The 12755-nt window shown below is 71.2% G+C and carries 13 protein-coding genes; 11 read left to right on the top strand and 2 right to left on the bottom strand.

Annotated elements, in window-relative coordinates:
* Positions 1 to 15 precede the first annotated feature (15 nt).
* From ACIBVQ_RS30525 to ACIBVQ_RS30545, 5 genes are read left to right on the top strand one after another with little or no spacing between them, the layout of a single operon-like run.
* Positions 16 to 756 (top strand): CbtA family protein, encoded by a 741-nt coding sequence (locus tag ACIBVQ_RS30525; protein WP_352013090.1) that lies wholly within the window; start codon positions 16 to 18, stop codon positions 754 to 756.
* On the top strand, positions 753 to 1316 hold the full coding sequence (locus ACIBVQ_RS30530; RefSeq protein WP_352013089.1) for a histidine phosphatase family protein: 564 nt from the start codon (positions 753 to 755) through the stop codon (positions 1314 to 1316). Before ACIBVQ_RS30525 ends, ACIBVQ_RS30530 begins: the two co-directional genes overlap by 4 nt.
* Positions 1313 to 3373 (top strand): putative cobaltochelatase, encoded by a 2061-nt coding sequence (locus ACIBVQ_RS30535; protein WP_399181662.1) that lies wholly within the window; start codon positions 1313 to 1315, stop codon positions 3371 to 3373. Before ACIBVQ_RS30530 ends, ACIBVQ_RS30535 begins: the two co-directional genes overlap by 4 nt.
* Positions 3374 to 3416: 43 nt before the next feature.
* Positions 3417 to 4019 (top strand): cob(I)yrinic acid a,c-diamide adenosyltransferase, encoded by a 603-nt coding sequence (gene cobO, locus ACIBVQ_RS30540; protein WP_352013234.1) that lies wholly within the window; start codon positions 3417 to 3419, stop codon positions 4017 to 4019.
* Positions 4013 to 5329 carry a cobyrinate a,c-diamide synthase gene (locus tag ACIBVQ_RS30545; RefSeq protein ID WP_399181664.1) on the top strand — a complete coding sequence of 439 codons (1317 nt, stop codon included), beginning with the start codon at positions 4013 to 4015 and terminating at the stop codon, positions 5327 to 5329. The genes cobO and ACIBVQ_RS30545 overlap by 7 nt, the downstream gene beginning before the upstream one ends.
* A 78-nt stretch (positions 5330 to 5407) precedes the next feature.
* On the opposite strand, the gene ACIBVQ_RS30550 is transcribed toward ACIBVQ_RS30545, so the two are convergent.
* Together ACIBVQ_RS30550 and ACIBVQ_RS30555 are read right to left on the bottom strand one after the other, a co-directional pair.
* Positions 5408 to 6202: a serine/threonine-protein kinase gene (locus ACIBVQ_RS30550; protein WP_352013086.1), complete on the bottom strand. Its 795-nt coding sequence runs from the start codon at positions 6200 to 6202 to the stop codon at positions 5408 to 5410.
* A 67-nt stretch (positions 6203 to 6269) separates the two neighbouring features.
* Positions 6270 to 6674 carry a hypothetical protein gene (locus tag ACIBVQ_RS30555; RefSeq protein ID WP_352013085.1) on the bottom strand — a complete coding sequence of 135 codons (405 nt, stop codon included), beginning with the start codon at positions 6672 to 6674 and terminating at the stop codon, positions 6270 to 6272.
* 214 nt (positions 6675 to 6888) lie between these two features.
* Here ACIBVQ_RS30555 and ACIBVQ_RS30560 point away from each other — a divergent pair, with 214 nt between their 5' ends.
* The 6 genes from ACIBVQ_RS30560 (at position 6889) to ACIBVQ_RS30585 (ending at position 12522) form a co-directional block, all read left to right on the top strand.
* A complete protein-coding gene (locus ACIBVQ_RS30560; protein ID WP_352013084.1) occupies positions 6889 to 7098 on the top strand; it encodes a ubiquitin-like protein Pup in 210 nt (69 codons plus the stop codon).
* A gap of 557 nt (positions 7099 to 7655) precedes the next feature.
* Positions 7656 to 8504 (top strand): proteasome subunit beta, encoded by an 849-nt coding sequence (prcB, locus tag ACIBVQ_RS30565; protein ID WP_386190379.1) that lies wholly within the window; start codon positions 7656 to 7658, stop codon positions 8502 to 8504.
* Positions 8505 to 8523: 19 nt separating this feature from the next.
* Complete coding sequence (prcA, locus tag ACIBVQ_RS30570) at positions 8524 to 9315, top strand: proteasome subunit alpha (protein ID WP_352013083.1); 792 nt, start codon at positions 8524 to 8526, stop codon at positions 9313 to 9315.
* A gap of 118 nt (positions 9316 to 9433) precedes the next feature.
* Positions 9434 to 9940 carry a hypothetical protein gene (locus tag ACIBVQ_RS30575; RefSeq protein ID WP_362915835.1) on the top strand — a complete coding sequence of 169 codons (507 nt, stop codon included), beginning with the start codon at positions 9434 to 9436 and terminating at the stop codon, positions 9938 to 9940.
* Positions 9941 to 10119: 179 nt separating this feature from the next.
* Positions 10120 to 11478: a Pup--protein ligase gene (gene pafA, locus ACIBVQ_RS30580; RefSeq protein WP_352013081.1), complete on the top strand. Its 1359-nt coding sequence runs from the start codon at positions 10120 to 10122 to the stop codon at positions 11476 to 11478.
* Positions 11479 to 11574: 96 nt separating this feature from the next.
* Positions 11575 to 12522 (top strand): FKBP-type peptidyl-prolyl cis-trans isomerase, encoded by a 948-nt coding sequence (locus ACIBVQ_RS30585; protein ID WP_399181668.1) that lies wholly within the window; start codon positions 11575 to 11577, stop codon positions 12520 to 12522.
* Positions 12523 to 12755 lie beyond the last annotated feature (233 nt).

Here is a 12755-nt window from a genome sequence, read left to right on the forward strand (position 1 = left end):
CGCACCGAGCCACACGTGATCACCAAACTCATCGTCAGAGGCATGCTCGTCGGCCTTCTCGCAGGACTGCTCGCCGGGGTGTTCGCCTACACCGTGGGCGAACCCCGCGTCGAGCGGGCCATCGCGCTGGAGGAGGCCGCGGCGGCCTCCTCCGGTACCGGTGCCCACAGTCACGAGGCGGCCGAGCCCGCCCACTCCCACGGGGAGGAGGCGCCGGTCAGCAGGAACGGCCAGCGCTTCGGCCTCTTCCTCGCCCTGGCCCTGTACGGCCTGGCTCTCGGGGGCCTGTTCGCCCTCGTGTACGCGGGCGTGCGCGGCCGGGTCGGCCCGAGATCGGAACCGCTGCTGGCGGTCTCCCTCGCGGCGGCGGCGTTCGTCGCGATCGTCCTTATCCCTTTCGTGAAATATCCCGCCAACCCACCGGCCGTCGGTGACCCGGAGACGATCAACCAGCGCACGGTGCTCTACCTGGTCGCCGTCGCCATCGGCATCCTCTCCGTCGGCGCCGCGGCGGCCGCGCACCGCTACGTCTCCTCCGAGGAGGCGTGGCCGCGCTGGCTCGCGGGCGGCGCGGCGCTGCTGGTGCCGGTCGCGGCGGCCTGGATCCTGCTGCCCGGGATCGACGAGGTGCCCGAGGGGTTCCCCGCCGGTCTCCTGTGGGACTTCCGCCTGGCCTCCCTCGGGACACAGGCGGTGTTCTGGCTGGGCGTAGGAGCCCTGTTCGCCTTCGCCGCGCGCAGGCGCAGCCCGGCGTGACGGCCCCCTCGGGGGTCGCGCGCCTGCTGCTGGTCTGTCACGCCTCGACACGGGCGACGGCACGGGCGGCCTTTCCCGGAGACGAGCCGCTCGACGGGAACGGCCTGCGCCGCGCCCGGGCGCTGGCCCCGCGGATCGGTCCGGGCCGGGCCGTCCGCGGAGCCGAGCTGCGTTGCGCGCAGACGGCCGAGGCGCTCGGCCTGCGTGCCGGGCCGGAGCCGTCGCTCGCCGACTGCGACTACGGGCGCTGGCGCGGCATGACGCTGGCCGAGGTCGAGGCGGCCGATCCCGAAGGACTCGCGGCCTGGCTCACCGACCCGGCGGCGGCCCCCCACGGCGGGGAGCCGATCACCGGACTCGTCGGCCGGGTCGCGGCCTGGCTCGCGGTCCTCGGCCCGGGGCGGACGGTCGCCGTCACCCACGCCCCGGTGGTCAGGGCCGCGGTCGTGCACGCCCTCGGCGCCCCGGCCCATGCCTTCTGGCGCGTCGACGTCGCGCCCCTCGCCCTGGTGACGCTCACCGGGCGGGGCGGACGCTGGCGGCTGAGTTACCCCGTATGACGAGAGCCGAGGAGGCAGTCAAGGTGCGCGACCTGCGCTATCCCTTCACCGCGATCGTGGGGTCGGAGGACCTCAAGCTCGCCCTGATCCTGAACGCCGTCTCCCCCGGTGTCGGCGGAGTCCTGGTCAGAGGGGAGAAGGGCACGGCCAAGTCCACGATCGTGCGGGCGCTCGCGGCGCTGCTCCCGCCCGTCGAGGTGGTGCGTGGCTGCCGCTTCTCCTGTGACCCCGCCGCCCCGGACCCCGGCTGCCCGGACGGCCCGCACGAGGCCGCCCCCGGCACCGTACGGCCCGCCAGGCTCGTCGAGCTGCCGGTCGGCGCCTCAGAGGATCGCCTCGCGGGCTCGCTCGACCTGGAACGGGCGCTCACCGAGGGGGTGAAGGCCTTCGAGCCCGGCCTGCTCGCCGACGCGCACCGGGGCGTCCTCTACGTCGACGAGGTCAACCTCCTGCACGACCACCTGGTGGACCTGCTGCTCGACGCCGCCGCGCTCGGCACCTGTTACGTCGAACGCGAGGGAGTCTCGGTACGGCACGCCGCCAGGTTCCTGCTGGTGGGGACCATGAACCCGGAGGAGGGGGAGCTACGTCCCCAGCTCCTCGACAGGTTCGGGCTGACCGTGGAGGTCAGGGCGTCGCGGGAGGTGTCCCAGCGGGCCGAGGTGGTCCGGCGGCGCCTGGCCTTCGAGGCCGACCCGGTCGCCTTCGCCGCCTCGTGGCAGGCGCGGGAACGGGAGCTGGCCACGCGTGTCGCCGAAGCCAGGGCCAGGGTCGCCGAGGTCACCCTGCCGGACTCCGCGCTGCGGAGCATCGCCACGGTCTGCGCCGCCTTCGAGGTCGACGGCCTGCGGGCCGACCTGGTCACCGCGCGGGCGGCCATCGCGCACGCCGCGTGGCGGGGCGGGACGACCGTGACGGCCGAGGACGTCCGCGAGGCCGCCAGGCTCGCCCTCCCGCACCGCCGCCGTCGCGACCCCTTCGACGCGCCGGGCCTGGACGAGGCCAGGCTGGACGAACTCCTCGACCAGACGCCCGAGGACCCGGAGGAGCCGGACGACCCCGGTGACGGTCCGGAGGGCGGCCCCGGCGACGGCCCCGAGGGCGGTCCAGGAGGAGGCCCGGACAGCCCGGGGAGCGGCCCCGGCGGTTCCGGCGAGGACGTCTCGGGGACGGAGCCGGCCGAGCCGGCGAGCCGGGAGGGCGTCCCCGCGCCCGCCGGGGGAGACGCCGCGACCGGGCGGACGGGAGACGACCGGGTCGCCGAGGCCGACCCCGCGAGGCGCGCCAGGCTGTTCACCGTGCCCGGTCTCGGCGCCGGGGCCCCGGGCCGCAGGTCCAGGGCCGCGACCCCGCTGGGCAGGGTGACCGGGGCCAGGGTCCCGGGGGGACGGCCCGCCTCACTGCACCTGCGGGCGACCGTCGAGGCCGCCGCGCCGTACCAGGTGGGACGGGGCAGGAGCGGGCCCGGCCTGCTGCTGCGGCGCGAGGACCTCAGAGAGGCCGCGCGCGAGGGCAGGGAGGGCAACCTGGTGCTGTTCGTCGTGGACGCCAGCGGATCCATGGCGGCCAGGCGGCGCATGCGCGCGGTCAAGGGCGCCGTGCTCGGCCTGCTTCTCGACGCCTACCAGCGCCGTGACAAGGTAGGCCTGGTCACCTTCCGGGGCACCCGCGCCGACCTGGTGCTGCCGCCGACCTCCTCGGTCGAGGCGGGGGCCGCCCGGCTGCGCGAGCTGCCGACCGGTGGGCGAACCCCGCTGGCGGCGGGGCTGCTGCGCGCGGCCGAGGTCCTGCGGATCGAGCGCCTGCGTGACCCGTCCCGGCGCCCGCTGCTGGTCCTGGTGACCGACGGGCGGGCGACCTCCGGCACCGTCGAGGAGGCCCACAGGGCGGCGGCGCTGCTGGCCGGGGTCGCCACGGTCGTGGTCGACTGCGAGACGGGGCACATCCGCCTCGGGCTGGCCGCGTCCCTGGCCCGGCGGATGGGCGCGCGGGCCGTGCGCCTCGACGACCTCACCGACCTCGCCGGAGTGGTCCGTGACAGGCGGGCCGCCGCGTGAGAACCGCTCCCGCGAGCCGTACGAGAACGAAAGGCTGATGACGATGCCCCAGGGGAAACCGGTCAGCGTGCCCGACGACGGGCTGACCACCAGGCAGCGCCGCACCCGGCCGTTGCTGATCGTCCACACCGGGCCGGGCAAGGGCAAGTCGACTGCGGCCTTCGGCCTGGCGTTGCGGGCCTGGAACCAGGGCTGGCCGATCGGCGTGTTCCAGTTCGTCAAGTCCGCCAAGTGGCGCATCGGCGAGGAGCGGGCGCTACGGGTGCTGGGTGAGTCCGGTGAGGGCGGCACGGTGTCCTGGCACAAGATGGGGGAGGGGTGGTCCTGGATCCAGCGGCCGGGCGCCGAGGAGGACCACGCCGCGGACGCCAGGGAGGGCTGGGAGCAGATCAAGCGTGACCTGGCCGCGCGGACCTTCCGGCTGTACGTCCTCGACGAGTTCACCTATCCGATGAAGTGGGGCTGGATCGACGTCGACGAGGTCGTCGCCACGCTCACCTCCCGCCCCGACGGCCAGCACGTCGTCGTCACCGGGCGGGACGCCGACCCCCGCCTGGTCGCCGCCGCCGATCTGGTGACGGAGATGGGCAAGGTCAAGCACCCCATGGACGCCGGGCAGAAGGGGCAGAAGGGCATCGAATGGTAGCCCGGCTGGTGATCGCGGCCCCCGCGTCCGGTGCGGGGAAGACCACGGTCGCGACCGGGCTGATGGCCGCGCTCACCCGGAGAGGCACCCGGGTCTCCCCGCACAAGGTGGGGCCCGACTACATCGACCCGGGCTACCATGCCCTGGCCACCGGCCGTCCCGGACGCAACCTCGACCCGTGGCTCGTCGGTGAGGAACTGATCGCCCCGCTGTTCCTGCACGGCGCCGCCGGGGCCGACCTGGCGGTGGTCGAGGGGGTGATGGGCCTGTACGACGGGGCGGGCACGAGCGAGTTCGCCTCGACCGCGCACGTCGCCAGGCTGCTGCAGGCCCCGGTCGTCCTGGTGGTCGACGCGGCCAGGCAGAGCCGGTCGGTCGCGGCGCTCGTGCACGGTTTCGCCTCCTACGACACCCGGATTCGCCTCGGCGGGGTGATCCTCAACCGGGTCGGCTCCGCCAGGCACGAGGAGTTGTGTCGCGCGGTCCTGGCCGAGAGCGGCGTCCCGGTGCTCGGCGCGATCCACCGCAGCGACCTCGTGACGACCCCCTCCCGCCATCTCGGCCTGGTCCCCGCGGCCGAACGCGCCACGCAGGCGGCCGGTGCCATGGACGCCGTCGCCGACCTGGTCGCCGCCTCGTGCGACCTGGAGGAACTGCTGCGGCTCGCCCGCACCGCCCCCGCCCTGTCCGCGCGGCCGTGGAGCCCGGGGCCCGCCGTACCGGCGACCAAGAGAGTCGCGGTCGCCGCAGGGCAGGCGTTCACCTTCGGGTACACCGAGCAGGCGGAGCTGCTGGCGGCGGCGGGGGCCGAGGTCGTCCCCTTCGACCCGCTGGCGGACGAGGCCCTGCCCGAGGGGACGGGCGGCGTCGTCATCGGAGGGGGCTTCCCCGAGGTCTACGCCGCCGAGCTGTCGGCGAACGAGCCGTTGCGCAGGGAGGTCGCCGCGTTCGGCGGGCCGATCTCCGCCGAGTGCGCCGGCCTGCTGTATCTCGCCAGGCGGCTGGACGGCAGACCCATGTGCGGGGTCTTCGACCTGGAGGCCAGGATGACGGGGACCCTCACCCTGGGCTACCGCGACGCGGTCGCGGTCGAGGACTCGGTGCTGACCCGGGCGGGGGAGCGCTACCGGGGGCACGAGTTCCACCGCACCGCCGTCGACCCCGCGCCGGGAAGGCCGCTGTTCCGCTGGAGGGGAGGGGCGGACGGGTTCGCCTCCGGCCCGGTTGTGGCCTCCTACCTCCACCTGCACTGGGCGGGCACCCCCCGGCTGGCCACCCGGTTCGTCGAGGCCTGTATCCGATCTACATAGTAAAGGCGTCGGCTCTGGAAAGCACGACGCCATGGGACCCGCGCAGGGCGGGTCCCATGGCGGACGACGGAAAACGGTTCAGGCGGCGCTGAAGCAGCGGACCTTGGCCAGCATGGCCGAGGTCTGCTCGGCGCTCAGACGCGCCCTGGGGTCCTTGCGCAGCAGCCCGCGCAGGACGGGTTCGAGCGCGCCCGCCCGCTGCGGGGCCCGCGCGGGCTCGCGCAGCGCCTCGACCAGCGCGGGCATCGAGTTGACCGTCCTGAACGGGGTCCTGCCCTCGACGGCCATGTAGAGGGTCGCCCCGAAGGACCACATGTCCGCCTCGCGGGTGCCGCCCCGGCCGTGCAGGGTCTCCGGGGCGATGAAGGCCGGGGTGCCGCGCATCGAGTTGCCCGCGGTGCCCTCGGGGGCGGCGAAGCCGAAGTCCGCGAGCACCACCCGGTCGCCCGTCAGCATGATGTTGGCGGGCTTGATGTCACGGTGGATCACGCCGCCGTCGTGCGCGTGCCGCAGCGCGTCGAGCAGTCTGCGGCCCATCCCCGCCACCAGGTCGACCGGGAGCGGCCCCGCCTGGACGAGCGTGTCGTGCAGGGTGAGGGCTTCGAGGAACTCCATGACGATCCAGAGCCGTTCGGCCTCCTCGGCCAGGTTGTGGACCGTCACGATGCCCCGATGGCTGAGCCTGGCGGCCATCCGGGCCTCGCGCACCACCCGCCGCCGCTGCTCGGCCGCGGCTGGACCCGGTGGCAGGGCGATCTCCTTGAGCGCCACCTTCCGTTCGAGTAACAGGTCGTAGGCGCGCCATACCACGCCCGTCGCACCCCGGCCTACGGGGGAGTGAAGCTTGTAACGGCTGGCGACGATGGTGCTCACGGTCCAATGATCGCAGTTTTACACCGGGTTGGCCTACTCGGAACGGTCCTGACTCGCCGGAGCGGCCTCAGATCAGGCCGATGCCGAGCAGCAACGTGCCCGCGGCGAGGAACACGCCGCCGAGGACCGTGAGCCAGATCAGCTTGTTCGGCTTGGTGTCCGACGGGCGTACGACCGACAGGAAGAAGCCGAGCGGCATCAGGATCGGTGACGAGACGATCAGGAGCCTGGTCAGCCTCTGGAGGCCCTCTCCCCAGTGGGTCTGGTCGATGTAGAACAGCGCGACGAGCGAGAACAGGACCAGGACGCCGGCGTGGGCGTGCCCGGCTCGCCACAGGTTCTGCCGTACGGGGTTGTCGAGGTAGCCGGGGACGTTGCGCATGATGTGCGTCAGCAGCATGAGCCCGCCGAAGGCGATGGTGGGCACGGTGATCAGGAGCACTCCGGCGGTGCTCAGCGTCTCGGGGGGCATTGGGCTCCTTCTGGAAGGCCGATGTCGGCCCATCATTGGATAGAGTAGCTATCTAGTCAAGTGGGATTTGCCGCCGGAGGCTTCGGGAGGGTTGTCTTGGGGCGAGTCCGGGGAGTTCGCGGTCCTCGTAAAGATCGAGGACGATCCACGCGAAATGTCCGCCGGTTCGGGGAAGATATGGGACAACGACGTCCCCCATGTGGAGGTGCCACAGATGGCTAGCAAGGACACCGGAGGCCAGAAGCAGACCGGGCGGACCGACAAGGAGGTCGAGGAGACCGCGCAGGCCGACTCCACCGACGTCCAGGACCGCCACGAGAAGCTCTCCGACGACGTCGACGCCATTCTCGACGAGATCGACGAGGTGCTTGAGGAGAACGCGGAGGAGTTCGTCAGGTCCTACGTCCAGAAGGGCGGCCAGTAGCCGGTCGTCCGCGTCCGCGGTCCGGAGGCGGAAGTCCGGAGGCGGCGGCTTCGCGGGTGAGAGCCCGGGATCGGCGCCTCCGGGGTGAGCGTCCGGAGACGAGAGGGGAAGTCAGACGGGCCCGGGGCAGAGCGGGGTGAGGTCGCGCGCGGCGGCACCGGCCCCCCGGGTGGTTCGACGGCGTTGGTGAACGTGGGAAGACGAGAGGCGGACCGGCTCAGGGTACGGCCGGGCCGTGCGACGACAGGCCGATCGGCCGTCGCCGGTCCCGCCGCGCCCTGACGGCGCGGACCGGCGCGGGCGGACGGGTGAGACGAAACAGCCACCCGTCCCCTTTTTTCTGGGTTCTCCGGCCGCCTGAAGGGCCCTCCCGTCCGTGCGGAGAGCCGGGCAGGAGACCCCCGCGCGTGGGCGCGGAACGCGGCGCCCGCGCGGATGTAAAGATTCGAAGACGCTCCCGGAGAGGGTTCGCGCTGAGCTGATCCAGGGAAGTGCATGCAGCACGACAAGATGAGTAAGGTCGGGCCTTATAGGACCGCACCTTTGGAGGGAGTCGCGTGGGATCGCACAGGGACCTGCCCGCCGGCATGGTGAATCACATCTTCACGAACAGCGGCATTTCCTCGTTCACCGAGTTCGTCGGCTCCTACGCGCCGGACTTGTTGCCCGGCAGAAACGAGACCCTGGCGGCCCCGGTAGGAGACCACGTCCCGCATGCGACCACGATCGTCGCCGCGACCTGCGCGGGCGGTGTGGTGATGGCCGGTGACCGCAGGGCGACCTCGGGGAACATCATCTCCCAGCGGGACATGGAGAAGGTGTTCCGCACCGACGACTTCTCGTGCATGGGCATCGCCGGGGCGGCCAGCACCGGCCTTGAGATGGCCCGCCTCTACCGGGTCGAGCTGGAGCACTACGAGAAGATGGAGGGCAGGACGCTCTCCGTCGCCGGGAAGGCCAACCGCCTGGCCACGATGATCCGCGGCAACCTCGGCATGGCGATGCAGGGCCTGGCCGTCGTGCCGTTGTTCGCCGCCTACGACCCGGAGATCGACGGCGGGCGGATCTTCGGATACGACGTCGGCGGCGGGCCGTACGAGCAGCACCAGCACCACGCGATCGGCTCGGGATCGATCTTCGCGCGTGGTTCGCTGAAGAAGCTCTACCGGGAGAACTCCTCGCCGGAGGAGGTCGTGCGGGCGCTCGTCAACGCGCTGTACGACGCGGCCGACGACGACTCGGCGACCGGCGGCCCCGACGTCACTCGCAAGATCTGGCCCGTCGTAGCGCAGATCACCGCCGACGGCTTCCGCCGTCTGTCCGACGAGGAGGTCGGCGCCCACGTCCAGACAGTCCTCGAAGGGCGCATGAGCTCCCCCGACGGCCCCGTCGCCCCGCTGCGCTAACACGAGAGGATCACCCCAGGTGTCCATACCCTTTGGATATGTCTCGCCCGAGCAGCAGATGCGGGACAAGGCGGACTACGCGCGTAAGGGGATCGCGCGAGGCCGCAGCGTCGTCGTCCTGCAGTACGAGCACGGCATCCTGTTCGTCGCCCCCAACCCCTCCCGGGCCCTGCACAAGATCAGCGAGATCTACGACAAGATCGGGTTCGCCGCGGTCGGCCGCTACAACGAGTTCGAGGCTCTGCGCCTCGGCGGCATCCGTTACGCCGACATCAACGGCTACAACTACGCCAGGGACGACGTCACCGCGCGCGGACTGGCCAACCTCTACGCGCAGAACCTCGGTCAGATCTTCACCGAGTCGCCCAAGCCCTTCGAGGTCGAGATCGTGGTCGCCGAGGTGGGTGACAGCGCGGAGGAGGACCACATCTACCGCCTCACCTTCGACGGCTCGGTCTTCGACGAGACCGGCCTGGTGGCGATGGGCGGTCAGGCGGAGGCGGTCGCGGGCAGGCTCAAGGAGCGCTACCGCGAGGGCATGCCGCTGGCCGAGGCCCTTGAGGCGGCGCTGTTCGCGCTCACCGAGCCGGGCGGCGAGCGTCCTCCGGCCGGTCAGCTCGAGGTCGCGGTGCTCGACCGCAACCGGCCGCACCGCAAGTTCCTGCGCCTGAACGGTCCGCGTCTGGAGCAGGCGCTCGCCGAGGGACGGCCCCAGGACGCCGCGTCCGAGGCGGAGTCCGGTACGGCGCAGGCCTCCGATCTGCCGCCGACCGCGCCCGAGGGCGACATCGACACCGGCTCCAACGGCTGACGGGCCGTCCCGGCTGTGGTGAGAGCGCCGTGTCCCGTGTGGGGCACGGCGCTCCGCTGTGATGTGGATCACTGTCCTCCCGGCGAACCCGGCCCACACGGTGGTCGTCGTAACGGGCATGAAACGCTCCATGCTGGCCGTGGCCGCCGCCCTCTCCGTCGCCCTGGGCGGCGCGATCCCCGCCGAGGCCGCGGCGATTCCGAACTTCCCCAAGCCGAAGATCTTCGGGACCACCTTCCAGAGCGATCCGGGCCACGACTTCACCAAGCACATCAGCTCCCGTAAGGACGGCATCCTGCGCGGCTGGATCACCCACGTCGGACGTACCCAGGTGGAGTACAAGCCGATCAAGTGGAAGAGGGACAAGTACACCGAGGGGTACTTCGTCGGTCCGCCCGAGGGGGATGTGACCGCCTACGCCTCACCCGTCGCCAAGAACGTCGTCTTCCTGAGCGCCTTCGGCTGCTCGGCGAAGATGACCGGGACCACCGTCGACAAGGGGGGCCTGGGCGCCAAGCGGTGCTCCAGGAAGGCCCTGCTGACCAGGGCGAAGAGCACCCGCCCCTCGCTGATCACCGTGTACCGGGGACAGATCGTCAAGGTCCAGGAGATCTACACCCCCTGAGCCGGGCGCGGGGCGGCCATCCGCACCGGCGCCCCCATCATCTCCGTACGGCTCGCGCTCGCCTCACCGGGCGTGAGCCCCGCTCACGCTTAGCCGATCCCCGCCGGGGGCATAAGCCATACGACCGAAAACCCCACTGATCCCTCCCGCAGGAGGGGTTCGGCGAATAGTGTGAGGCAATGGACCGTCGCATCTTCGGGCTTGAGAACGAGTACGGCGTCACCTGCACGTTCAGGGGACAGCGGCGGCTGTCGCCCGACGAGGTCGCGCGTTACCTATTCCGCAGAGTCGTCTCCTGGGGCCGGTCGAGCAACGTCTTCCTGCGCAACGGCGCGCGCCTCTACCTCGATGTCGGCAGCCACCCGGAGTACGCAACCCCCGAGTGCGACAACGTCGTGGAGCTCGTCACCCACGACAAGGCGGGTGAGCGCATCCTGGAGGGCCTGCTCGTCGACGCGGAGAAGCGGCTGCGCGAGGAGGGCATCGCCGGGGACATCTACCTGTTCAAGAACAACACCGACTCGGCTGGCAACTCCTACGGCTGCCACGAGAACTACCTGGTCGGCAGGCACGGGGAGTTCGGCCGCCTGGCGGACGTGCTCATTCCCTTCCTGGTCACCCGGCAGATCATCTGCGGCGCGGGCAAGGTGCTGCAGACCCCGCGTGGCGCGGTCTACTGCGTCTCCCAGCGGGCCGAGCACATCTGGGAGGGCGTCTCCAGCGCGACGACCCGTTCCCGGCCGATCATCAACACCCGTGACGAGCCGCACGCGGACGCCGAGCGCTTCCGCCGCCTGCACGTCATCGTCGGTGACTCCAACATGAGCGAGACGACGATGCTGCTCAAGGTCGGCGCGACCGACCTGGTGCTGCGCATGATCGAGGCGGGCACCGTGATGCGCGACCTTTCGCTGGAGAACCCGATCCGGGCCATCAGGGAGGTCTCCCACGACATGACCGGGCGGCGGCGGGTGCGCCTGGCCAACGGCAGGGAAGCGTCCTCGCTGGAGATCCAGCAGGAGTACCTCGCCAAGGCGCGTGACTTCGTCGACCGCAGGGGCGGTGACAAGATCAGCGAGCGGGTGCTGGAGCTGTGGGAGCGGACGCTCACCGCGGTCGAGACGGGAAACCTGGACCTGGTCTCCAGGGAGATCGACTGGGTCACCAAGTACCAGCTGATCGAGCGCTACCGCAGGAAGTACGACCTGCCGCTGTCCAGCCCCAGGGTCGCCCAGCTCGACCTCGCCTACCACGACGTGCACCGGCGCCGGGGCCTGTTCTACCTGCTGCAGAAGCGCGGCGCGGTCGAGCGGGTCGCCTCCGACCTGAAGATCTTCGAGGCCAAGTCGGTGCCGCCGCAGACCACCAGGGCGAAGCTGCGCGGGGAGTTCATCCGCAGGGCGCAGGAGAAGCGGCGCGACTTCACCGTCGACTGGGTCCACCTGAAGCTCAACGACCAGGCACAGCGCACGGTGCTGTGCAAGGACCCCTTCCGTAGCGTGGACGAAAGGGTGGACAAGTTGATCGCGGGCATGTGACGGTCATGCTTCGGTAAGGTCATCGGCGGTCTTAGCACGCCCGTATGTGTTGACGGGTAGTGTGACGCAAACCTGACGTCTTTCAGAAGGATATTCATGCGCCGCCGCAGCCTGGCCGTACTGGCCGCAGTGCCACTGTTGTTCGCCGCCGCCTGTGGCTCCGAAGGGGGGTCGGGGGCACAGGCCACCACCTCCGCCGGGACGGCGCCCGAGCTGAAGGTCACCGGGGCGGTGAACACCAAACCGACCGTCGAGTTCCCGGCGAAGGTCACGGAGGCCTCCTCCTACCGGGTGCTCACGCCCGGAACCGTCGGCACCCCCGCGAAGGACGGTGCCAGCGTGGTGGCCAACCTCACCGTCTTCACCTGGGACGGCAAGCAGAACAAGCTGGTCGGCTCGACCTACGACGAGGGTGGCCCGCAGCTGATCACCCTCAACGAGCAGATCCCCGAGATCCTGCGCAAGGGCTTCGCCGAGACCAAGGGCGGAGGCAGGTTCCTGTCGGTCGTCGGCAAGGACGCGCTGCCCAAGGAACAGCAGGCCCAGGCGCCCGCGGGCCAGTCGCAGGTCTTCGTGGTCGACGTGATCGACGTCCCCGCGGGCAAGGCCGCCCAGGGCGAGGCGACCGACCCCACCCTCAAGGGGATCAAGGTCGAGAACCCCGGTGGGGAGGCCGCGCCCAAGCTGACCACCAAGACCGACGAGAAGGCCCCCAAGGAACTGGTCGCCAAGACCGTGATCAAGGGCACCGGTCCCGAGGTCAAGTCGGGCCAGTCGATCCTGGTCCAGTACGTCGGCAAGATCTGGGGTTCCGATCTGGAGTTCGACAGCAGCTGGTCGCGCGGTGGCGCGCCGATCATGTTCCAGATCGGCACCGGCCGGGTCATCAAGGGCTGGGACCAGGGCCTGGTCGGCGTCCCGGTCGGCAGCCGGGTGCTGCTGAGCATCCCGCCGGGCCTGGGTTACGGCAAGGAGGGCTCCGGCGACAAGATCAAGGGGACCGACACGCTGGTCTTCCTGGTGGACGTCCTCAAGGCCTACTGACCCGCTTGAGCGCTCAAGGGACCCGGTCACGCACCCGCGTGGCCGGGTCCTTCGCGTCACTGGTACCGGTGCCGTGCGTGAGGAGTGCCGGCGCCCCAGCCCCGCGACGCCGCCAGGCGGCGCAAAAGGAACACCGCCTAAAGCTTGTTGCAGAAGGTGGTGTTTAGGCAGTTCGGGGCCGGGGTGGTGACTGTCGTGGTCATGGTGTGAGGGCGAGGTTGTGCATGTGGGCG

Source organism: Streptosporangium sp. NPDC049376 (assembly GCF_044466505.1).
In the GTDB taxonomy this organism is placed as follows: Bacteria; Actinomycetota; Actinomycetes; order Streptosporangiales; family Streptosporangiaceae; genus Streptosporangium.

Excerpts from the sequence above, each read along its gene's own strand:
- ACIBVQ_RS30560 (WP_352013084.1), top strand. The coding sequence starts at position 6,889 with ATGGCTAGCAAGGACACCGGAGGCCAGAAGCAGACCGGGCGGACCGAC.
- ACIBVQ_RS30585 (WP_399181668.1), top strand. The coding sequence starts at position 11,575 with ATGCGCCGCCGCAGCCTGGCCGTACTGGCCGCAGTGCCACTGTTGTTC.
- ACIBVQ_RS30535 (WP_399181662.1), top strand. The coding sequence starts at position 1,313 with ATGACGAGAGCCGAGGAGGCAGTCAAGGTGCGCGACCTGCGCTATCCC.
- cobO (WP_352013234.1), top strand. The coding sequence starts at position 3,417 with ATGCCCCAGGGGAAACCGGTCAGCGTGCCCGACGACGGGCTGACCACC.
- pafA (WP_352013081.1), top strand. The coding sequence starts at position 10,120 with ATGGACCGTCGCATCTTCGGGCTTGAGAACGAGTACGGCGTCACCTGC.
- ACIBVQ_RS30555 (WP_352013085.1), bottom strand. The coding sequence starts at position 6,674 with ATGCCCCCCGAGACGCTGAGCACCGCCGGAGTGCTCCTGATCACCGTG.
- ACIBVQ_RS30575 (WP_362915835.1), top strand. The coding sequence starts at position 9,434 with ATGAAACGCTCCATGCTGGCCGTGGCCGCCGCCCTCTCCGTCGCCCTG.
- ACIBVQ_RS30545 (WP_399181664.1), top strand. The coding sequence starts at position 4,013 with ATGGTAGCCCGGCTGGTGATCGCGGCCCCCGCGTCCGGTGCGGGGAAG.